Genomic DNA, 21103 nt, shown 5'->3' with positions numbered 1-21103 from the left:
GATTGGGGTTTTGCTGTTCACAGTCCGATATTCTGCTATATGCAACAGACAAGACAGGCAAACAGCCTGGGCTACGGGGCGCTCTCTCCGCCGATCCCATGCTAGCCCCCCCGGCCCCGACCGCACAGACTGCCCAGAACCGCATTTAACCTTGCTCTTTGCGCAAAAGCCGATATATGGGGCCAACCTTCCGCGACAATTTCGATCCGCGCAGCCTCTCGTGACAGGGCAGCGGAAGGTTCAACCGCCCCGTCTATGAAATGCGCCTTGAAACAAACTGGAGTTCGCATGCCCCTCTATGAGCATGTCATGATTGCGCGTCAGGATCTGTCCAACTCGCAAGCTGAAGGTCTCGTCGAACATTTTGGTGCCGTATTGGCTGACAACGAAGGTAAGCTCGTTGACAGTGAATACTGGGGCGTCAAAACGATGGCCTATAAGATCAACAAAAACCGCAAGGGCCACTATGCCTTCCTGCGTTCCGATGCTCCGGCTTCGGCGATTCAGGAAATGGAACGCCTGATGCGCCTGCATGATGACGTGATGCGCGTTCTGACCATCAAGGTCGACGAGCACGCCGAAGGACCCTCGGTTCAGATGCAGAAACGTGACGAACGCGACACCCGTCGCGAGCGCCGCTGATCCAGCTTGAGAAAAGGACGCTAAACCATGGCAGCCAAACCGTTTTTCCGCCGTCGCAAAGTGTGCCCCTTCTCGGGTGACAATGCGCCGAAGATCGACTACAAAGACACCCGTCTTCTGCAGCGCTACATTTCTGAGCGTGGCAAGATCGTGCCTTCGCGTATCACTGCCGTTTCGGCAAAGAAGCAGCGTGAACTGGCCCGTGCTATCAAGCGCGCCCGCTTCCTCGCCCTGCTGCCTTATGCTGTTAAGTAAGGAGACCTGAGCAATGCAAGTTATCCTTCTTGAACGTGTCGCCAAGCTGGGCCAGATGGGTGACGTCGTAGACGTTAAACCCGGTTTTGCCCGTAACTTCCTGCTGCCCCAGGCGAAAGCCAAGGTCGCATCGGAAGCCAACCTGGCCGCATTTGAAGCCCAGAAAGCGCAGCTGGAAGCACGCAATCTGGAAACCAAAGCAGAAGCCGCCGCCCTGTCTGAAAAGCTGGACGGTCAACAGTTTATCGTGATTCGCTCTGCCTCGGACTCTGGCGCTCTCTACGGTTCCGTCACCCCACGTGACGCCGCAGAAGCCGCCAGCGAAGCAGGGTTCTCGGTAGACAAGAAGCAGGTTGCTCTGATCGACCCGATCAAAGACCTCGGCCTGCACACCGTTCTGGTCAAACTGCACCCAGAAGTCGAAGCCCAGATCAAGCTGAACGTCGCCCGTTCAACTGAAGAAGCTGAGCTGCAGGCCTCTGGCAAATCGATCCAGGAGCTCGCTGCCGAAGAGGAAGCCGCTGCTGAATTCGAAATTGCAGAACTTTTTGACGATATCGGCTCTGCCGCTTCGGACGACGACGAGGGCGATGCCCCCGCCGCCAGCGAAGAAGAACCAACAACCTGATCGCACCCCGATCAGATTGATGAATGAGAAAGGCCACCTCACACATGAGGTGGCCTTTTTTGTCTTGGCCGCCGTTGGGGCTTGGCGATCTGCCCCCAACCGATCTAACCTGTGTCATATTCACAGTGAATTCGAAGGAGTGTGGTCATGTCTGGACGTATCTTAAAATCTGTCAGCGGTGGTCTTTTGCTGCTGGCGCTTGCTGCCTGCGACACCGTTCCCGTAGAGGCCCCGCTGCAGGTCAGCGGCGCACCTGGTGCCAATTTCAATAGCGACGAGGCCCAATGCCGGGCAGAGGCGCGCCGGGTTGGGCAAGGCCATATCGGCAAGACCGCAGCCGTCGCCGGAACCGGAGGGGCCTTGGTGGGGGCAACCGAAAGCCGAGACAAGGCTCTGGCTGGAGCGCTTGTTGGTGCCGCAGTTGGTGCCGCAGTGGCGGATTCCCAGGTCAAGCAGGCGCAGCGCCAGTATCTGGTGCAATGTATGCAGCAGCGCGGCCACTCCGTCACCGGCTAGCAACGGAGAGGTCCCCATAGACCAGGGCACACGATGGCACGCCATGCCCCAAAATCCGCCGATCCCCGGTCGGTCAGCTTTTGCTTTTGGCCCAACTTAGATAAAAGCGGTGCAGCTGGCGTGCTGCGCTGCGTTATCGGGAAAGGCCCAGAGCATGATCCAACAGTACCTTTGCAGGCCCCTGATCCTGCTGGCCTTTCTTCTACCAGCCATTGCGTTGTCAGCCTGTGGTGCCGAAACCGAAGAAGCAGGTTTTAATCCGCCGCTCTATCCCAACGAGACCCCCGAGCTGCGCCAAAGCATCAACTATTGGTCCGATTATTACGAGGTGCCGCCCGCCCTGGTGCACCGCCTGGCCATCCGCGAAAGCACACACCGACCCGCGGCTGTGAACCGCCCCTACTACGGGCTGCTGCAGATTCTACCTGCCACGGCGCGCTCCATGGGCTTTAACGGCGCGCCCAAAGACCTTTTGGATGCCGATACCAACCTTGAATTTTCGGTGAAATACCTGCGCGGGGCCTGGCTGTTGTCAGATGGTGATTTTGACACCGCAGTCAAACATTATTCGCGCGGCTATTATTACGCCGCCAAGCGGCGCGGCATGTTGAAGGAAACCGGCTTGGCAAACTAGGGTCCTGCCACGAAGCACCATCAAGGGTTGCAAAAATGATCACGTTCCCTGTCATTTTGTTGTTATCGTTCTCGGGTACCCGCAGAGCACAACAAAACTGGGAGCTGAACAATGCCGATCACCCTTGACCGCCGATCCTTTCTTGCTGGCAGTGCTGGCCTTATTGCGCTGCATCCGTTTTCACTGCAAGCAGCGTCCAATCAGGTACATCTGCGGCTGATGGAAACCACAGATCTGCATGTGCATGTCTTTCCCTATGACTATTACGCCGACAAGCCCCGCGATACGGTTGGCCTTGCCCGCACGGCCTCTCTTGTCAAAGAGATCCGCGCCGAAGCGACCAATGCGCTGCTGCTCGACAATGGCGATTTCCTGCAGGGCAATCCGATGGGCGACTATATCGCCTATGAGCGTGGCATGCACGACGGTGATCTACATCCGGTGATTGCTGCTATGAATGCCGTTGGCTTTGATGCTTCTACCCTGGGCAACCATGAATTCAACTACGGGCTAGAGTTTCTTATGAAATCTCTGGCCGGGGCAGATTTCCCCGTGGTCTGCTCCAATATCGCCAAGGAAACTGGCGCGGGTCCCCGCGATGACAAGACCCTGTTGCCGCCATATGTGCTGATGGATCGCACCTTGACAGATGGCGCCGGGCAAAAGCACGCCATCAAGATCGGGCTGATCGGTTTTGTGCCACCCCAGGTAATGAACTGGGATCGCCGCCACCTGGAAGGCAATGTGCAGGCCCGTGACATCTTGCAAACCGCCCGCGCCTATGTGCCTGAAATGAAAGAAAAAGGTGCTGATATCATTATCGCCCTGTCGCATTCCGGTATTGGTGCGGCCCGCGAAAGCGAGGGCATGGAAAATGCCTCTTTGGCGCTGGCCGGGGTGGATGGCATTGATGCGATCATGACCGGCCACAGCCACCTGGTGTTTCCTTCGTCCAAATACGACGGGCTGGATGGCATCGACGTGGCCAAAGGCACGTTACGGGGCAAGCCCGCCACCATGGGGGGCTATTGGGGCAGCCACCTGGGCCTGATTGATCTGATGCTGGAACGTGATGCGGGCGGCTGGCGCATGGTTGGCCATGCCTCCGAAGCGCGCCCGATTTCCAAACGCAACGAAGACCGCTCCATCACCGCGCTGGTCGACAGCAATGCAACGGTTCTGGCCGCAGCAGCGCAGGAACACGAGGAAACACTGGCCTATGTGCGCCGTGCTGTCGGCAAGACAGATGCGCCGCTGCACAGCTATTTTGCGCTGGTTGCCGATGATCCTTCGGTGCAGATCGTCTCTATTGCGCAAAGCTGGTACATCGCCCAGATGCTGCAGGGCACCGAATACGACGGGCTGCCCATCCTGTCAGCCGCCGCCCCTTTCAAGGCCGGTGGGCGCGGCGGACCAGAATATTTCACCGATGTCCCCAAGGGCGATGTGGCGATCAAGAATGTGTCGGATCTGTATCTCTACCCCAATACCGCCCGCGCGGTTCTGGTCACCGGGGCCGAGGTCAAGGACTGGCTGGAACGGTCTGCCGGGATCTTCAACCAGATAGAACCCGGCAAGGCGGACCAGTTGCTGCTGAACCCGGCTTTCCCCAGCTACAACTTTGATGTGATGGACGGGGTCAGCTATCAGATCGACCTGAGCCAGCCTTCCAAATTCAGCACCAATGGGGAATTGGAAAACCCCGATGCAAGCCGCATCACCAACCTTGAGTATAACGGCGTCCCCATCGATCCAGAGGCCCAGTTCATCGTCGCCACCAACAATTACCGCGCCTCTGGTGGCGGTGATTTCCCCGGTGCCAAGGGCGACAGCATTGTCTTTGAAGGTCCGGATACCAACCGCGATGTGATCGTGCGTTATATCGTTGAAAAGGGCACCATCAGCCCCCGTGCCGATGCCAATTGGCATTTTGTACCGCTGCCGGGCACGAGCGTCCTGTTCGACACCGGCCCAAAGGCAAGCGACTATGCCAGCGACGTCCAGGGGGTAGAGATCTCTGCAGCCGGGGAAGGTCCGGAAGGGTTTGCACGCTTCCGTATTGATCTTTGAACCTGGCGCGGCGACGCCCGCCTGCCTGCTTACAGTTCCCCAAAGGGCCTGGCATTTGCCGGGCCCTTTGACCTAGCGGGAATGCGGGGGGCGGACTGCGCCGCCAGCCGCGTCGCGCGGCCCTGAAACACAATTATTGCGCACGATCGCCCCTTTGGGACAAAGAAAAAGGGCCGCCAATTGGCAGCCCTTTGCAACAGTCAGAAGACCATAGTTTATTCTTCTTCAAGGGCCTCAACAGCCTTTTGAAGGTCTTCTTTCGAAACTTCTTTTTCGGACACTGTGGCCTGTTCGAACAGGTGGTCGATGACCTTGTCTTCAAACAGAGGCGCGCGCAGTTGCTGTTGCATCTGGGCGTTCTGCTGAATGAATTCAAAGAACTGACGCTCTTGCCCAGGATACTGACGCGCCTGCGCCATGATCGCCTGGGTCATCTCTGCGTCGGTCACTTCGACTTCGGCTTTCTGACCAAGCTCTGCCAGCAGCAGGCCAAGACGCACGCGGCGGGACGCCAGTTTGGTGTGCTCTTCAGTGGCCTCTACTTCGGCGTGATCATGGCCTTCGACATCGGGGTTTTCCTCATGCCACAGCTGATGCGCGATCTGCTTGGCTTCGGCGTCCAGCAGCGAAGGCGGCAGGTCAAAAGAGACCAGCTCGTCCAGCTTGTCGAGGGTGGCGCGCTTCATCACGGCGCGGGCGGCACCGGCATACTCGGCTTCCAGACGTTCGCGGATCTGGCCCTTCAGGCCTTCTAGGTCTTCAGCGCCGAACTTCTTGGCCATCTCGTCGTTGATCTCGGCCGCCTTGGGGGCCTTGACCTCTTTGATGGTGCAAGAGAACACAGCTTCTTTGCCGGCCAGGTGCTCGGCCTGATAGTCGTCGGGGAAAGAAACAGTAACGTCTTTTTCCTCATCGGCTTTCACGCCAACCAGCTGCTCTTCGAAACCGGGAATGAAGGAGTTGGACCCCAGAACCAGCGGATAGTCATCTGCTGCGCCGCCTTCAAAGGCTTCGCCGTCAACTTTACCCAGGAAGTCGATGACAACCTGGTCACCGTCTTCGGAGGCAGCACCGGCTTCGCGGGCTTCAAATTCTTGGGCGTTTTCTGCCAGGCTTTCCAGCGCTTCGGTGACGGCCTCTTCTTCAGCCTTCACAACCAGCTTTTCCAGGGTCACACCAGACAGGTCGACCTCGGGAATTTCGGGCAGTGCCTCGTAGGACATCTCGACGTTGACGTCGTCGCCCTCTTTCCAATCTTCATTGGTCATTTTGACGTCGGGCTGCATCGCAGGGCGGTCGCCGCTGTCTTCGAAATGCTTGTTCATGGCACCGTCGATGGCTTCCTGCATCGCTTCGCCAATCATGCGCTGGCCAAACTGCTTTTTCAGCAGCGCCATAGGAACTTTGCCTTTGCGAAAGCCCTTCATTTCGATTTCTGGCTGGGCTTCAACCAGCTTTTCATTGACCTTGGCGTCCAGCTCGGCAGCAGTGACCGTGATGGCGTAGCCGCGTTTCAGACCTTCGTTCAGCGTCTCGGTGACCTGCATCCTATACCCCATAGAGATTCGGGGCGCGCGCGCAGGCAACACCCCCAGACAATTTGAGGCCTTCTATTGTTCCTGACGGCGCGGTGCAAGGGGGATTGCCGGTTTCAATCTCTCAAAGCGGAATTTACTGGCAAAATTCTGGCGAAAACAAAAAAGCACGCCCCCCGCATTGGGGGACGTGCCTTTGGCCCAGGAACCGAGGGAACGACCTGGGTCAAACATGTTTAGATATTTAGAACTTCCAACGGGCGCCGGCCAGAATCACGTTGGAATCCTGGTAGCTGGTCGCCGATGTGTCCGCGTAGGAATAATCGCGGTAAGCGATATAGGTTTCCAGGTTTAGATTGTCGATCTTCTGAACCGCAGCAACGCCCCAGGATTCGGAGCTATCGCCAGTGGTCACAAGATCGGAACCGTCATAGTAATCGACCGAGAACGAAGTCTTGCCCGCGTTGATCAGGTTGGCCGAATATCCCAGCTTGGCATAGCCATAGTTGCCCGAGATATCGCGATCCCCGGCGGCCAGTGTCATCGACAGGCCGGTGTCACGGTGCAACAGCGACACAGAACCGGAGATATCACGACGATCCTGCTTGCCTGTCTGTTCTGTCCAGGCCGCAGCCAGGCCTGCATCCAGAGCAAAGGCACCCAGCTCATCATTGCCGTAACGTACCGCAACATCATAGGTTTCGCGGTCGTTGTTGGTACCCAGGATGTCTGTGCCGTAGGATGTCGAGAAGACAAAACCAGCAAAGTTGTTGCTGTCATAGCGGACCCGGCCCAGACGGCTGCCATCCAGATCGGTGAAGGCATCGCCAATGGTCACGCCGCTCACAGCGCCGCTTGCGGTGCGGAAGGCATAGCCGCCGCCGATATCGGCCACGGATACACCCGCCCCCAGACCGGTGCCCGAGAAGTCAGCCCCTGTCACGCCGTCAGACGCCATAGAGCCCTGACCAGCAGAGAATGTGCCATAGTTGGCAGTTTCAAACTGCAGATCCACGTGGCGCAGGTTGGTGCGGCTCCAGCTCAGGTTTTGGCCTGTGCCAGCCTGATCCACCCCATCAGAGGCACGCAGACCAAAGGCTGTTTCAAAGTGGAACTTCAGCGTGTTTTCGCCAAAGGCCTGCTCCAGCCAGAACCCGATGCGCGAGTTGGAGGAAGAGTTGTCAACAACGCGGCTGTAGTCTTCGACCCCATCGTCAAAAGACTGGAAGGATGGGTTGAACTGACCATACCAGCGGAAGCTGCCGCCGTTGTCATTGGTATAGGTGGGGCCAGCAAAGGCTGGCGCGGCCAGCAGGGCGGTCGCAACAGCCGCGCTGCTGCGCAAAGCGATTTTGGTGCTCATGGTATTGAGTCTCCTGATTGAACTTTTGCGGTGCAAGACCCCCCCATCCCAGGGATCTGTACCTCGGCCCGGGTATATCAAGCAGTTTTTTTGTGGCGCAGTCTTGAAATTGGCTTTTGCGCACATGGGTGAAAAATACGCATATTCCCGCTGAAATCCGGTGACGAAAATCAATTTTTTGAAAGCACGCGGCAAACTTGAGTGAACTACTTCACCTAACGCCTGCACAGGGGTCAAAGCAGCATTGCGCCCAGCGAAACCCATACCCCAAAAGGCAAAAATTTTACGTCACCAGAGATTCGCAAACCGACATCTTTCTTTTCTCTGGCCGCCCTGCGTCGGGGCAGATACCCCGCAGAAGATCTCCGCCTTACGCCTGCCGCAGCCCTGGTTTCACGCTGCCACTAAACAGCCTACCAGCCTTCATCTGCCACCCGCGAAAGCAAACGCTCGGTTTGGTCGCTCGTCCAGTCCGCGCGCCCCGTCACTGTGGCCCAGGCCTCTGTGTAATCACGCACCGCATAGTTATGCCCATGCCCGGCCGGCACTCTGGCCGCCGACAGCATATCCAGTGCCACCTGGAAAAACGTCACCAGCGGCACCCAGGTAAAGCCGGATGAAACACCGCTGCCCCGGTTCTCCCCCATCCAAGCGGGCGCTCGGGACCACATGTTTTCCTCAAAGAAGACAATCGGGTCCGATGGGTAAGCCAGGAATACTGTGCGAATGGGACTCCAGCCCTGTTGCTGGTCGGCAGCGATCGTGCCGGGGCCAAAGGCACGAAACAGCGCGCCGTTTTCAAAGCGGGGCTGCCAGGCCGGTGACTGTGGGTCGCGATTGCGCTGCACCCGTTTCCACAGCGGGTTGCGAAAGGTCGGTCCAGCCCAGAGAGCACCGTGAAACGGGTCGCTCACATAGGCATAGAGCGGCACAGATGTTTCAGACCCCAGCGATCCCAGGCTCAGCCCAAAGAGATAGAGCCGCGGGCGGGTCTCGGCTGGCAGGGTTTTCCAGTAATTATAGATCACATCAAACACAATGGCTGCGGACTCTTGCACCAATCCGGGCTGCAGCAGCAGGGATTGCGGGCTGGGCAGGTATGAGTACTGCACCCCCACGGTGGCGATGTCCCCGTCATGCATGTATTCCAGCGGCGCAATTGCGCCGTTTTGCAGCCAGCCAGTTCCGGTTGGGGTCGCAATGACCAGTATCTTGCGCGAAAACGCCTCGGTGCGCTGCAGGTCTTGCAAGGCCAGGCGCGCCTGCGCCAGTGGTGTCGGCGCCGAGCGCAGCCCCACATAGACACGTATCGGCTCTTGCGCTGGCCTGTTGCTAAAGGCCTCGATATCGCTGCGCCGTGGGCCTTCATGGACAAACTGCTTGCCCGCCTTACCCAGCCGCCCCCAGTCGATCAGCGATTGGGCACTGCCCGAGCGCTGCGGTTCTTGCGGGGCAAAAGCGCCGGGCGGATCAGAAATATCAATACGCGCCTGGGCACTGTCGATCGCGGCGATTGTGCGCTGAAACAAGGTATCGTTTGCAACAAAAACCAGCAGCGTCAGAAAGGCGACAGCCCCCAGGACAGAGGCAATGCGGCGTGGCACATAATGGCGTGGCAAGGCGGCCGCCCAGGCAAGGGCCAGATACAAGACTTTCCCCAGCAGGATAAGCAGCAAGGCGATGCCCAGGCCAATCAGGGTGATCTGCAGGTAATAGCTCTCTTCGACCTCGGGCATCTGCATCAGGCTGCGGGTGACATTTTGCCAGTTGGCCACGTTCCAGAAAGTATAGCCCGCAACAGCCGCGCTGGAACCGGCCAGCACCAAATACATGCGGGCGCGCCACCGCAGCGGCAACACCGGCAATTCCAGAGAATGCCAAAGCCAAAGACCAACAGTGCCAATGCCGTAGCCAAGCGCAAAAACCAGGCCCGACAACACCCCCTGAAACGCCCAGGGGCGTGGCAGCAGGGACGGCCAGAATGTGGCAACGCAAAAAAGGGCTCCAAAATAGAGCCCTGCCAGCGACGGCTGCCACCACAATAGTTTTTTGCGCCCATTCTCGATGCCTGCCCGCTGCCTGTCCACGCCTGCCCCCTGTGCAATTCATCTGGCTCCCCTCATGACCGTTTTAGCGGCAAACACCGCCGCCGAATACATAAATCGAATAATTCCAGCCAATTGCCGCCCGATACGCCCTGCACAAACGCAGACAAACATCATTGCATCCGGGTAAGTGTTCACCTAATGTTCCAACTGGCAATAAAACCATTTCGTAAGAGGTAACTTAAAATGATCACCGGAAGCTGTTGTTGTGGAACAGTTAAGTTCGAACTCCAGGCCATGCCAACCATGCTGGGCACCTGTCACTGCACGCGCTGTCGAAAAGCTGGCGCCAGCGCAATTGTCTTTGTCAAACGGGATGATCTCAGATGGGTGTCTGGCAAGGAACAGGTCGCGCTGTATCACCCGGCGGCCCCGTATAAATATCATCGTTGTTTTTGCAAACTATGCGGCACATCCCTGGGCGAAATCCTGTCCGAGGAAGATAGCTTTCCAATTGCCGCAAATGCCCTGGATACGCCGGTTGCGCTGCAAAACCAGTTTCACGAATTTACCTCTGAAAAACCGGGGTGGTACGAAATCTGCGATGATGCGCCGCAATCACCAGGGAACCCGCCAAGCTGATCCTGCCCTCTGACTGGCTTTGGCGGGCAAGAGGCCCCCTATTGCACAGCGGGCGCAGCAAGGATCTCCGCTACCGTTGCCAGTTTGGCATTGGCACAGCTCCGCCCCCGCAGCTCTGCGATCAGCGCATCCGACAGCTGACCTTCGCTGCGGGGCGTCGGCCCCTGATAGCCGGGACAGGGCTGCAACAGATCGGATGGCACCGGGATTGGCCTGCGTCTCTCATCCGGGAGAGCGCTGGAACAGCTGCTCAGCAGTACGGCCCAGCAAAGGGGATAAAGGCGCATCGCGGCCCTCCATCTTTTCAAAATCATTGATAATTTCCGACCAGCGCCGCGCCTCATCTGCGGCGCGGTCCAAATGGGCGCGGTGAATGCGGGCAGCCGCTGCCGCCCGTGCCAGCTCTGCCCTGGCGGCGCGCAGGCGTGTCTGGGTCTGGGCCAGATCTGCCGCCATGCGCCGACGCTCGTCGATCAGATCCAGCAGCGCCCAAAGCGCGACTACAAGGGTCAGCCCACCAGCCAGCACCGGCAATTTTCGCAAGCCCCAGACCAGGGTCACGCACCCGACCTCAGGGCGGCATGACACATCTCCATTTCGGAAATGCGCCGCCGTGTCAGGCCAGGCCAGACGCGGCCCCCCGCCCTGTTCCAACGCTGCAATTCATCGCAGCCCCCCGACAAATCGCCCGCATTGACCCGGCGCAGCAAGGTAGAGCCACAGGCCGCCCCAACCCCGACATTATATGTCCAGGACACCAGGGCGATCTTCATTCCCAATGGCACCTCTGCCGTCAGGCAGCGATCCAGCCCTGCTTCATAGCGGATGATTTCTGCTGCCAGCATCTGGTCACAGTCCGCCCGGCTGTAGCTGTCGCCAGGGCGTACGCCCCCGGTCGCGCCGTAGCACACCGTCCAGACGCCCACCACATCACGGTAGGCTTCTTGGCGCAGCCCTTCCCAACTGCCAATGAAGGCAATGGCGCTGGACAGGGCAATACCACTGCCGGCAATCAATCCAACATAGCGCCGCTTCAGGGCCCCGCTCTGATCCGCGCGAAACCGGTCCAGCCCCGAAATCCCCTTTTGCAGCATCACCCGTGCCGGAATCGCCAGCGTCTGGAAACCGGCTGAAACAGCGGCAAAACAGATCGGTGACCATCCCATCAGGGCCGGATTAACCAGGGCAAAGAAAAACCCGAAACTGGCCACCAGGCTGGCAAGGATCAACCAGATACTGGCCGATTTTGCCAGAACCGTCCGCCAGTTTGTAATAAGCGTCATCATCGTTCTCCACATACCAGCCCCCGCCAGAGCCAAAGCATTCTACAGGTCACGATTTGACAGAGTCTTAGACCAGCGCGCGCCCCAGACTTAGCGGCGTGCCTGCCCCCCCCGCCCGGTACGCCCGAACACCGGGTGGTTTTGACGACCCCTTCACCGAAGGGTCGTTTTCGAACCTTTCCCACCGCAGGGAGGCCTGTATCACCAGCCAATGAATATATAAGGGATCTCACAACCTTGCGTTGCTGATCCGTCTATGAACAGATGCGAAATTTACGGTACGGCTTGACCTGTTGCCTGCGGTCAAGCCCCCTGAAACAAACGGTATTACGCCCCCATGAAGAGCTTGAGCGTTAAGTGAGGCTCTCAGCTGCCCCCCTACCCTGAAAGGCCTAGCCAGATGATTGTCCGGGACCATCCATCTTCACTGCAGTTGTTCTTTGTCATGCAGGGATCAATTGTCCCAACGATCCTCGGCAAGATCCTCGGCGTTAGCTTTTTATCCATGGCGGTTCTGCTTATTGATCTACATCTCATAAACCTGCCCCATATCTCGATGGCAGCAATGGGGATATTCGGCGTCGCGCTCTCGCTGTTTCTTGGCTTTCGCAACAACGCCGCCTATGATCGCTGGTGGGAAGCACGCAAGCTCTGGGGCTCTATGATTGCCGATGTTCGCAACCTGGGGCGCCACATGAACATCTTTGTCGGCAATAGGGATGACCGGGCACGCATCCTGTCCTGCGCTGTTGCTTTTGCCCATCTTCACCGGGGTTTTTTACGAAATACCGATGTCAGTGACGATATTGCAGAGTGGATCGGCAAGGAGAAAGCGGCCGCTATGCTGGCCCATCAAAACCCCGCCGATGCAGCCCTAAGATCGATGGCGGATCAGATTCGCAAGCTAAGTGAAAAGGACGAAGTCAGCGGGTTTGGCCAGCTTACCATTTCCCAGACCCTGTCTTCTGTGGCGCTTGCACAGGCGGGGTGCGAACGGATCCTGACGACCCCGCTTCCCTTTGTTTATTCTTTGCTCATACGGCGGACCACCTATCTCTACTGCTGGTTGTTGCCCTTTGCGCTGATCGAATCCACTGGCTGGTTTGCCCCGCTCTTTTCTGCGGTGGTTGCCTATGTCTTCTTTGGCCTGCAAACGGTGACAAATGAACTGGATCTGCCGTTTCGCGATGTCCAAAACGGGCTACCGCTGGATGCGATGTGCCGGGTGATTGAAATTTCGGTATCCGAAGCGCTCGGGCAGCCTGCGCCAAAGCCCCTGACGCCAGAGAACTATATCTTGACCTAGGGGATCCAGTCACCAGAGACTGCCGCAGCGCCTATGCAAACCTAGATCGGCCATGACAGACGCCAGCCGGTCACGCCTTAATTGGCACCGTGCCCCCGCATTCGCTGCCCCGCGCCGTCTTTCGATATCACCGCCACTGCCAGGCGATGCGGCAAAATTCGCGTCCCCTGTCCCCCGACTGTGCCCAGCGTTTTAAAAACCTTCCTGATCTGGTATCGAAAGCCGAAAATCTGTGCTTGAAACCGGTGCGTTTTCCATGTTGGAATAACCGAGGTGAGGTCTTGTACATCACCCGATGTCGAGCTTGGAAAACCCATAGGACGCGCTGCGCAATGGTGGTATTGGGCCAAGCATCAAGTCACCTACAGATGTTTCGCCCCGCCGACCACTCTGTACTCCACCCCGGTTCATAGCAATTTTTCCGCTCTCATCTCCGTCAAAAAGGTCATATCGATTGGATCAAAACGACACGTGCCCAGGCAGTATTTATGGCGTCGATCAATGGGGCAAAGGCTTGATAACCGTGTCTCCCGACGGCGAGATCTCACTTTGCGATCCGCTCAATGACGCTGCCCCTCCGATCAGCCTGCCGGGTATCCTGCAGGATCTGGAACAACGCGGCATCGCGGCCCCGATGGTGTTGCGCGTCAGTTCGTTTCTGGAATACGAAATCCGCCACATCAATCACAGCTTTGCCAAAGCAATCCAGCACGTCGGATATAAGGCCCCCTATCGCGGGGTCTTTCCCATCAAGGTGAACCAACAGGCGCAGGTGGTGGATCGGATTGTTGAATTCGGGCGAGGTTTCGACTTTGGGCTGGAAGCCGGATCAAAGCCCGAGCTTGTGATCGCCCTGGCGCACCGCCTGTCAAAGGACGCGCTGATTGTCTGCAACGGTGTCAAGGACGCCGAGTTCATTCGCCTGGCGATCCTGTCACAGCGGCTGGGCTTTAACACCATCATCGTATTGGAGAGCCCGAAAGAGGCCGAAACCGTCATTCAGGTCACCCAAGAACTGGGCATCGAGCCATTGCTGGGCGTCCGGGTAAAGCTGACCAACCAGATTGGCGGAAAATGGCAGGAAAGCTCGGGTGACCGATCGGCATTTGGCATGAATTCCGACCAATTGTTGCGGGTGGTGGATCGGCTGAAAGATGTAGGCCTACTGCACTGTCTCAAGCTGCAGCATTCCCATCTGGGCAGCCAGGTGCCGGACGTCAATGATGTTCGCCGCGCAACCACCGAAGCCTGTCGGTATTTCACCGAATTGACCCGCGAAGGCGTCCCCCTGACCCATCTAGACTTGGGCGGCGGCCTAGGCGTGGATTACACAGGCGAAAAGCGGGCCGGCGAGAACTCGATCAACTATACGGTCGAAGAATATGCAGCCAATATCGTGGAAACCGTGGCCTATGCCCTGGACGAAGCCGAGGTGGAACATCCTGTTCTGGTCACGGAAAGCGGCCGGGCGGTGGTCGCAACCTCGTCAATGCTGATCTTTGACGTTTTGGAAACGACGCTGTTTGATGCCCCGGACGCGCCAGAGGTTCAGCCGGATGACCATCATCTGGTGGCGGATCTGGCGGCAATCAGTGGGTATCTTGTGTCTGGCCGGGTGCAGGAATGCTGGAACGACGCCAGCTTTTATCGGGATGAGCTACGCGGGCTGTTTCGGCGCGGCATGGTCGACCTGCGTCAGATGGCCCGGGCAGAGCGGATCTATCTGTATCTGATTGCCCGGATCAAGATGCTTGTCGCTGCCTCGGACGAGGTGAACGAACTGAGCGAAAAGCTGCAAAAGGTTGCCGATGTCTACCACTGCAACTTTTCGCTGTTCCAGTCGCTGCCGGATGTCTGGGCCATTGACCAGTTGCATCCGATCATTCCGCTACAAATGCTGGACCAGCCACCGGATCGCCGCGCAGTCCTGTCCGATATCACCTGTGACAGCGACGGCAAGGTGGATCGTTTTATTCTGGCCGAGGGCATTTCGCCGTCGCTGCCGGTGCATTCTCTGCCGGAAGATCAACGCTACTATCTTGGGGTCTTTTTTGTCGGGGCCTATCAGGAAACCCTGGGCGATCTGCACAACCTGTTTGGCGATACCAATGTGGTCACGATCGATTTACGGTCGGATGGCGGCTTTGATCTGCTGCACGAACAGGAAGGTGACACGATTTCAGAAGTCCTGTCATATGTCGAATATGATCCGGCGGATTGCATTGCGGCCTTCCGTAAAATGGTCGATGAAGCTATCTCGGGCGGGGCTATAAAGGCCAATGAGCGCAAAATTCTGATCGAAGCCTATCGGGGTTCGATCAACGGCTATACCTACTATGAATGACCTCGGTAAGGAGAGAACCACCATGGGCAAGACACTTGTTGTTGGCGCGGGCGGCGTAAGTCACGCTTCGGTGCACAAGATGGCGATGAACGCCGATATCTTCACCGAAATCACCCTGGCCAGCCGTACCAAATCAAAATGCGATGCGATTGCCGCCAGTGTCAAAGAACGCACCGGTGTTGACATCAAGACTGCGGCCTTGGATGCCTATGATGTGGCCGCAACCGTGGCCCTGATCCGCGAGACCGGCGCCGAGATTCTGGTCAACCTGGCCCTGCCCTATCAGGATCTTGTGTTGATGGATGCCTGCCTGGAGGCCGGGTGCCACTATCTGGACACTGCAAACTATGAACCCGAAGATGTGGCCAAGTTCGAATATCATTGGCAGTGGGCCTATCAGGACCGTTTCAAGGCGGCAGGCCTGACCGCAATCCTGGGGGCAGGTTTTGATCCTGGCGTTACCAGCGTTTTTGCGACCTGGCTGCGCAAGCACAAGCTGAAGTCCATTCGCCAGATTGATGTGCTGGACGCCAATGGCGGCTCTAACGATCAGGAATTTGCCACCAACTTCAACCCCGAAATCAACCTGCGTGAAGTGCTGGCCGAAGCCCGGCATTGGGAAAATGGCGACTGGCAGGTAACCCCGGCCATGACTCATAAGGTTGAGTTCGACTTCCCTGCCATCGGGCCAAAGAACATGTACCTGATGTATCATGAAGAACTGGAAAGCCTGTCGACCCACTTCCCGGAAATCGAACGGGCACGGTTCTGGATGACCTTTGGCGACGCCTATATCATGCACGCCAAGGTGCTGGAAAACGTCGGCATGACCCGCATCGACAAGGTGATGCATGACGGGCAGGAAATCGTCCCGATCCAGTTTCTGAAAACGCTGCTGCCCGATCCCGGAGACCTGGGCGCTGAAACCAAGGGCAAGGCCTGCATCGGCGATATCGCCACGGGTGAAGCCATGGATGGGTCAGGCGAAAAGACCTTCTATATCTACAATATCTGTGACCACGAGGACTGCTATGCCGAAGTTGGCAGCCAGGCGGTCAGCTATACCACGGGCGTCCCGGCCATGATCGGAGCAGCGCAGGTTCTGAAAGGCAACTGGGTCGCGCCCGGTGTCTGGAATATGGAACAACTGGATCCTGACGACTTCATGGACATGCTGAACCAGCACGGCCTGCCCTGGCAGGTGCACGAGCTGGACGGCCCGGTCGATTTCTAGCGGTAAATTTTGAACGGCAGGCCCGGTGGCATACCGGGCCTGCCCCACATTGCAATGGTGGATGATGCGATGTCAGACTTGATGGCCACACAGGCTGGTGACCCGGGCGCATTTCGCAATTTCGATCTGTCCCGCGTGTCGACACCAGCCTTCGTGGTGGATGAAAAAGCGGTTGAACGAAACCTGACAATCCTGGCCGAGGTGGCCGACAGGTCGGGTGCCCATGTTCTTGCGGCTCTGAAAGCTTTTTCGATGTTCGCACTGGCCCCGTTGCTGCGCCAGTATATTGGCGGAACCTGCGCCAGTGGATTGTATGAGGCTCGGCTTGCACGGGAAGAATATGGCGGCGAAGTCGCGACCTTCTGTGCCGGCTACAAAGACAGCGAGATCGATGAAATCATCGCGCTGTCCGACCATGTGATCTTTAATAGCCCGGCGCAAAAGGAAAGGTTTCTGGCCAGGTGCAAATCCGCAGGCAAACAGGTCGGGCTGCGCATCAATCCCGAACATTCCGAAGGCGAAATTGCCAAGTATGACCCCTGCGCGCCCTGTTCGCGGCTTGGCACCCCTGTCAGCCAGTTGACGGCCGAGGCTTTGATCGGCGTGGACGGGCTGCATATGCACACCCTTTGCGAACAGGGATTTACCCCCCTGGAACGGACCTGGGCCTCGATTGAGGAGACCTTGAAACCGGTTCTTAAACACTTGAAATGGATTAACTTTGGTGGCGGCCACCACATCACCCGCGATGATTATGACCGCGAGGCGCTGGTGGCCTTCATCAAGGATATTCGCGCCAAATATGATGTCGATATCTACCTGGAACCCGGCGAGGCGGTGGCCTTGGATGCGGGTATTCTGATTGGCGAAGTTCTCGATCTGCCGCAAAATGGCATAGATCTGGCCATCACCGATATATCGGCCACATGCCACATGCCCGATGTGATCGAAGCCCCCTATCGCCCCGCCATGATGGGTGAGGTAGACACCGGCCACACATACCGCCTGGGCGGGCCCTCTTGTCTTGCTGGCGATGTGATTGGCGATTACACAACGGCGCAGCCGCTGAAGATCGGCGATCGCTTCGCCTTTCTCGATCAAGCCCATTACTCGATGGTCAAGACCAATACCTTCAACGGTGTGGCCCTTCCCTCGATCCTGCTCTGGAATAGCCAGACGGATGATCTGCGGATGGTAAAGCAATTCGGATACCAAGATTTCAAGGAACGCCTATCATGAGGGTCTCTGCATGAGCATCTTTCTCGACAGCGAACTGACCGAGGCCGAACGGAGCCAAGATGCCCTGTTTCGCGTCATCCCCGTACCGCTGGAACGCACCGTGTCTTATGGTGCCGGCACCGCGCATGGCCCCCAGGCGATCATTGCGGCCTCAGACGAGCTAGAGCGCCTGTGTCAGGGGCTGGAGCCCTGCGCCAAGGGTATCTTCACCGAGGCCGCGCTGGACTGCGAAGGACCGTTGCCAGAGGTGATGGAACGGCTGGCGCAGCGCACCGAGGCCTGCCTGCGCGACGGCAAACTGCCGGTGACACTGGGCGGTGAGCATTCACTAAGCTACGGCGCGGTCACCGGGGTGGCGCGCGCACTGAACAAACCAATTGGCATCGTGCAAATTGATGCCCATGCCGATTTGCGCGTGGCCTACCAGGGAGAGCAGCATTCTCATGCCTCCGTCATGCATCTTCTGTCGCAAGCGGGCATCCGGCTGGCTCAATTCGGCGTCCGTGCCCTCTGCGCCCAGGAAGCCGAAAGCCGCACCGCCAACGCGGTCTTCCACGTGGATGCAGAAGAGCTGGTCACCCGCAATATCCACGAGATTGACCTGCCGGAAAATTTCCCTGAGCTGATCTACATCAGCTTCGATGTGGATGGGCTGGACCCCTCTCTTATGCCTGCAACGGGCACGCCTGTTCCCGGTGGTCTGGGCTATTATCAGGCCCTGCATCTTGTGGAACACGCGCTTAAGGGGCGCCGGTGTGTTGGGCTAGATGTGGTCGAACTTGCCCCCAATGGCAACGCCGCCTGGGACTTCACCGCGGCGCAGATCGTCTATCGTCTCATGGCGGCCTGCCTTGCAAACGGGGACAGATAACCACAGGCGATTGCCCAGGGTTTTCAGACATTCCCCTAGGCTGTTGCACCGATTTTGAACTGGGTTTAAACCGATTGGCCCAGGCGATCAGGCTTTGCGGGTTTGCCAGTTGCGCGATGCCTTGCCCTGATCGGCCCTGGCCCAGTCAGCCCTCTACGGGGCCAGGGCAAGACGCTGCTGTTCAACCCGTACCAAGCGACACTGAGATCCCCCTGTCGCGCAAGTTCAAACGCAAAATAAGCACTGGAACTGCAGTTTGTCAGGGTACCCGAGACGCAGATAGATCCGTTGTCCGTAGCATTCTGCCTCTTTTGTTGAAATTAGCGCTCGCATCCGGTTTCAACCTTTGCTATCCACCGCCGACGCAACAAGTGATTTGCGATATGTGCGGGTGTGGCGGAATTGGTAGACGCACCAGATTTAGGTTCTGGCGCCGCGAGGCGTGGGGGTTCGAGTCCCTTCACCCGCACCATTTTACATTTCGATGTGAAATCCGGTAAAAAATAAAAAATTACAGATACTTGTGGATTTCGGCAACCGTTTTTCGGGCGTACACCAACGCGCCGCAATGCAGCGTCACAAAAGCGGATGTCCGCGAAGCGGTTTGGGACTTGGTCAGCGGAAACCATCAGCGCCAGCAGCCGTGAGCGCTGCGCAAATAGGCCGGACACACGACTGCATCTGACAGACGCTCATATCAGCTCAAAAAATGTCTTGCTATGCAGGAGCCATCCACACAGGACCTTGAACCTGTTGTGCAGCATTTCGGTTGGTCAAAGGTCAGCAGAGCGAGACATTGCTGCCATTCCCGCAATGTCGGCTCTCCCGAGCGATGGCATATCTCAAGCCTGCCAGAACCGCTTCGCGGCTTCTGCCTCGGCCTCAGCCCGTGTGAGCCTCTATCCTCCATCGAATGCGGTTTCACCGAAAGGCGCTCCTCCAAGTTTCGACGCAAGCGTAGTAATTACCCAAGGCACTCCATAACGAGACGTTTACCGAATCCATGAATTCGTGCCATGCTCTTTCCCAAACGACAACGAGGGACCGAAGAACAGCAAAAGACACTGGCCTGGGAGGAGCTGAAAATGAGCCTGAGACCTGACCCTACGTTCCACGCAACACCAAAGCTTGCCATGGAGGCACCGCCGGAAGCGCTGGCCTTCACGTTGATGCTTAGTCCCGACGGATCGCAGCCCGACGGCTTGGCCGTGGTTGACGTGAACCCCAAGTCCGACAATTACGGCCAGATCGTCCACCAGTTGATCATGCCCAACAAGGGCGACGAGTTTCACCATTTCGGCTGGAACGCCTGTTCGTCGGCGCTGTCGCCTCTGACCGGTCATGCCTTTCTGGAGCGACGGTATCTGATCATTCCGGGCATTCGGTCGTCGCGCATCTATGTGATTGACGTGAAAGATCCGCTTAATGCCAAGATTCACAAGATCATTGAACCTGAGGAGGTTTTTGCCAAGACCGGCTATTCGCGCCCGCACACCATTCATTGCGGTCCCGAGGGCATTTACGTCTCTACCCTTGGCGGCGGCGGCGAAGACGGCACCGATGGCCCTCCGGGTATCTTCATCATGGACTGCGAAACCTTTGAAATCCTGGGTCGCTACGAGATGGACAGGGGTGAACAGGACAAGCACTACGATTTTTGGTGGAACCTGCCGCGGGATTACATGGTCAGTTCCGAATGGGGCCTGCCACCGCAGTTTGAAAACGGCCTCGTCGCCGAGGACCTCTTGTCCAACAAGTACGGGCACAAGATCCATTTCTGGAACCTACGCGAGCGGCGGAACGTCCAGACCATCGACCTCGGGGCCAATCACCAGATGGCGCTGGAAATCCGGCCCGCCCATGACCCGTCCAAGGATTACGGGTTCTGCGGCGTAGTGGTTGACACCACCAACCTGCAAGGCGCTATTTTCACATGGTGGCAGAAAGAGGATGGCACCTTTGAGGCCAAGAAAACGATCACCATTGATCCGCGCCCCGAGAAGGCCGAGAACCTTCCCCCGCTTTTGCAGGGGTTCGAGGCGGTGCCGCCCTTGGTGACCGATATAGACCTGAGCCTTGACGACAAGTATCTCTACGTCGCGTGCTGGGGTATGGGCGAGATGCACCAATACGATGTTTCTGACCCGATGAACCCGGTTCTGGCCGGCAAGGTCGAGATCGGCGGTATCGCGCGTGGCGTGGCACATCTGAATGGCAAGCCATTCGTCTACGGCCCGCAAATGGTGGAAATCAGCCGCGATGGCAAACGCGTCTACTGGACCAACTCGCTCTACTCGACCTGGGACGACCAGTTCTACCCGGGTGACGTGGGTGGTCAGATGGTTATGGCCAATGTCGGTGAGAACGGCGGGCTGGAGCTCGACAAGGATTTCTACATCGAGTTCCCCAAGGGCTACCGGAGCCACCAGATCCGCCTTGAGGGTGGCGATTGTTCCACCGATAGCTTCTGCTATCCCTCCGTCTGACAAGTCGTCT

19 protein-coding genes and 1 tRNA gene are annotated in these 21103 nt (G+C 57.7%); 14 read left to right on the top strand and 6 right to left on the bottom strand.

All coding sequences use genetic code 11. The annotated features are described in order from the left end of the window. Positions 1-288: 288 nt before the first annotated feature. The 6 genes from rpsF (at position 289) to LRK71_RS07515 (ending at position 4745) form a co-directional block, all read left to right on the top strand. Positions 289-642 carry a 30S ribosomal protein S6 gene (gene rpsF, locus LRK71_RS07540; protein WP_232402295.1) on the top strand — a complete coding sequence of 118 codons (354 nt, stop codon included), beginning with the start codon at positions 289-291 and terminating at the stop codon, positions 640-642. A gap of 27 nt (positions 643-669) precedes the next feature. Next, positions 670-897, top strand: coding sequence for a 30S ribosomal protein S18 (gene rpsR, locus LRK71_RS07535; RefSeq protein ID WP_005982441.1), 228 nt, complete (start codon positions 670-672; stop codon positions 895-897). Between the two features lie 13 nt (positions 898-910). Continuing rightward, positions 911-1525 carry a 50S ribosomal protein L9 gene (rplI, locus tag LRK71_RS07530; protein WP_232402294.1) on the top strand — a complete coding sequence of 205 codons (615 nt, stop codon included), beginning with the start codon at positions 911-913 and terminating at the stop codon, positions 1523-1525. A 147-nt stretch (positions 1526-1672) separates the two neighbouring features. After that, a complete protein-coding gene (locus LRK71_RS07525; RefSeq protein WP_232402293.1) occupies positions 1673-2041 on the top strand; it encodes a hypothetical protein in 369 nt (122 codons plus the stop codon). Between the two features lie 154 nt (positions 2042-2195). Then, a complete protein-coding gene (locus tag LRK71_RS07520) occupies positions 2196-2675 on the top strand; it encodes a lytic transglycosylase domain-containing protein (RefSeq protein ID WP_232402292.1) in 480 nt (159 codons plus the stop codon). A 111-nt stretch (positions 2676-2786) separates the two neighbouring features. Continuing rightward, a complete protein-coding gene (locus LRK71_RS07515) occupies positions 2787-4745 on the top strand; it encodes a bifunctional 2',3'-cyclic-nucleotide 2'-phosphodiesterase/3'-nucleotidase (protein ID WP_232402291.1) in 1959 nt (652 codons plus the stop codon). Between the two features lie 215 nt (positions 4746-4960). Here LRK71_RS07515 and tig read toward each other — a convergent pair whose 3' ends face one another. From tig to LRK71_RS07500, 3 genes are all read right to left on the bottom strand, one after another. Further along, positions 4961-6292: a trigger factor gene (tig, locus tag LRK71_RS07510; RefSeq protein ID WP_232402290.1), complete on the bottom strand. Its 1332-nt coding sequence runs from the start codon at positions 6290-6292 to the stop codon at positions 4961-4963. Between the two features lie 232 nt (positions 6293-6524). Continuing rightward, entirely contained in the window at positions 6525-7643 is a 1119-nt protein-coding gene (locus tag LRK71_RS07505) for a porin family protein (RefSeq protein ID WP_232402289.1), read from the bottom strand. 413 nt (positions 7644-8056) lie between these two features. Further along, the gene (locus LRK71_RS07500; protein WP_232402288.1) at positions 8057-9730 is read right to left on the bottom strand and encodes an alpha/beta hydrolase; all 1674 of its coding nucleotides are present in this window, start codon (positions 9728-9730) and stop codon (positions 8057-8059) included. Between the two features lie 204 nt (positions 9731-9934). Here LRK71_RS07500 and LRK71_RS07495 point away from each other — a divergent pair, with 204 nt between their 5' ends. Further along, positions 9935-10330: a GFA family protein gene (locus tag LRK71_RS07495; RefSeq protein WP_332460247.1), complete on the top strand. Its 396-nt coding sequence runs from the start codon at positions 9935-9937 to the stop codon at positions 10328-10330. Between the two features lie 38 nt (positions 10331-10368). Here LRK71_RS07495 and LRK71_RS07490 read toward each other — a convergent pair whose 3' ends face one another. The 3 genes from LRK71_RS07490 to LRK71_RS07480 are packed head-to-tail and all read right to left on the bottom strand — an operon-like array spanning position 10369 to position 11613. Next, positions 10369-10533 carry a hypothetical protein gene (locus LRK71_RS07490; protein ID WP_232402287.1) on the bottom strand — a complete coding sequence of 55 codons (165 nt, stop codon included), beginning with the start codon at positions 10531-10533 and terminating at the stop codon, positions 10369-10371. Positions 10534-10552: 19 nt separating this feature from the next. Further along, positions 10553-10891 (bottom strand): hypothetical protein, encoded by a 339-nt coding sequence (locus tag LRK71_RS07485; protein ID WP_232402285.1) that lies wholly within the window; start codon positions 10889-10891, stop codon positions 10553-10555. Then, on the bottom strand, positions 10888-11613 hold the full coding sequence (locus tag LRK71_RS07480; RefSeq protein WP_232402283.1) for a lysozyme: 726 nt from the start codon (positions 11611-11613) through the stop codon (positions 10888-10890). The genes LRK71_RS07485 and LRK71_RS07480 overlap by 4 nt, the downstream gene beginning before the upstream one ends. A gap of 400 nt (positions 11614-12013) precedes the next feature. On the opposite strand from LRK71_RS07480, the gene LRK71_RS07475 reads away from it, so the two are divergent. The 7 genes from LRK71_RS07475 (at position 12014) to LRK71_RS07445 (ending at position 21093) form a co-directional block, all read left to right on the top strand. Then, positions 12014-12919, top strand: coding sequence for a bestrophin family protein (locus tag LRK71_RS07475; protein WP_232402281.1), 906 nt, complete (start codon positions 12014-12016; stop codon positions 12917-12919). Positions 12920-13373: 454 nt separating this feature from the next. After that, positions 13374-15263: a biosynthetic arginine decarboxylase gene (speA, locus tag LRK71_RS07470; protein ID WP_269751667.1), complete on the top strand. Its 1890-nt coding sequence runs from the start codon at positions 13374-13376 to the stop codon at positions 15261-15263. Positions 15264-15285: 22 nt separating this feature from the next. Continuing rightward, complete coding sequence (locus tag LRK71_RS07465) at positions 15286-16497, top strand: saccharopine dehydrogenase family protein (RefSeq protein WP_232402278.1); 1212 nt, start codon at positions 15286-15288, stop codon at positions 16495-16497. Between the two features lie 69 nt (positions 16498-16566). After that, positions 16567-17736 carry a carboxynorspermidine decarboxylase gene (gene nspC / locus LRK71_RS07460; RefSeq protein ID WP_232402277.1) on the top strand — a complete coding sequence of 390 codons (1170 nt, stop codon included), beginning with the start codon at positions 16567-16569 and terminating at the stop codon, positions 17734-17736. Between the two features lie 10 nt (positions 17737-17746). Next, the gene (speB, locus tag LRK71_RS07455; RefSeq protein ID WP_232402274.1) at positions 17747-18607 is read left to right on the top strand and encodes an agmatinase; all 861 of its coding nucleotides are present in this window, start codon (positions 17747-17749) and stop codon (positions 18605-18607) included. A 387-nt stretch (positions 18608-18994) separates the two neighbouring features. After that, positions 18995-19079: transfer RNA gene (locus LRK71_RS07450), tRNA-Leu, on the top strand. A gap of 613 nt (positions 19080-19692) precedes the next feature. Further along, positions 19693-21093, top strand: coding sequence for a selenium-binding protein SBP56-related protein (locus LRK71_RS07445; RefSeq protein ID WP_232402273.1), 1401 nt, complete (start codon positions 19693-19695; stop codon positions 21091-21093). Positions 21094-21103: the final 10 nt, after the last annotated feature.

The organism is Pseudophaeobacter flagellatus, assembly GCF_021228235.1.
Taxonomy (GTDB): Bacteria; Pseudomonadota; Alphaproteobacteria; order Rhodobacterales; family Rhodobacteraceae; genus Pseudophaeobacter; species Pseudophaeobacter flagellatus.
Note: the sequence above shows the minus strand (reverse complement) of the source record. Positions and strands in the feature narration are given on the sequence as shown.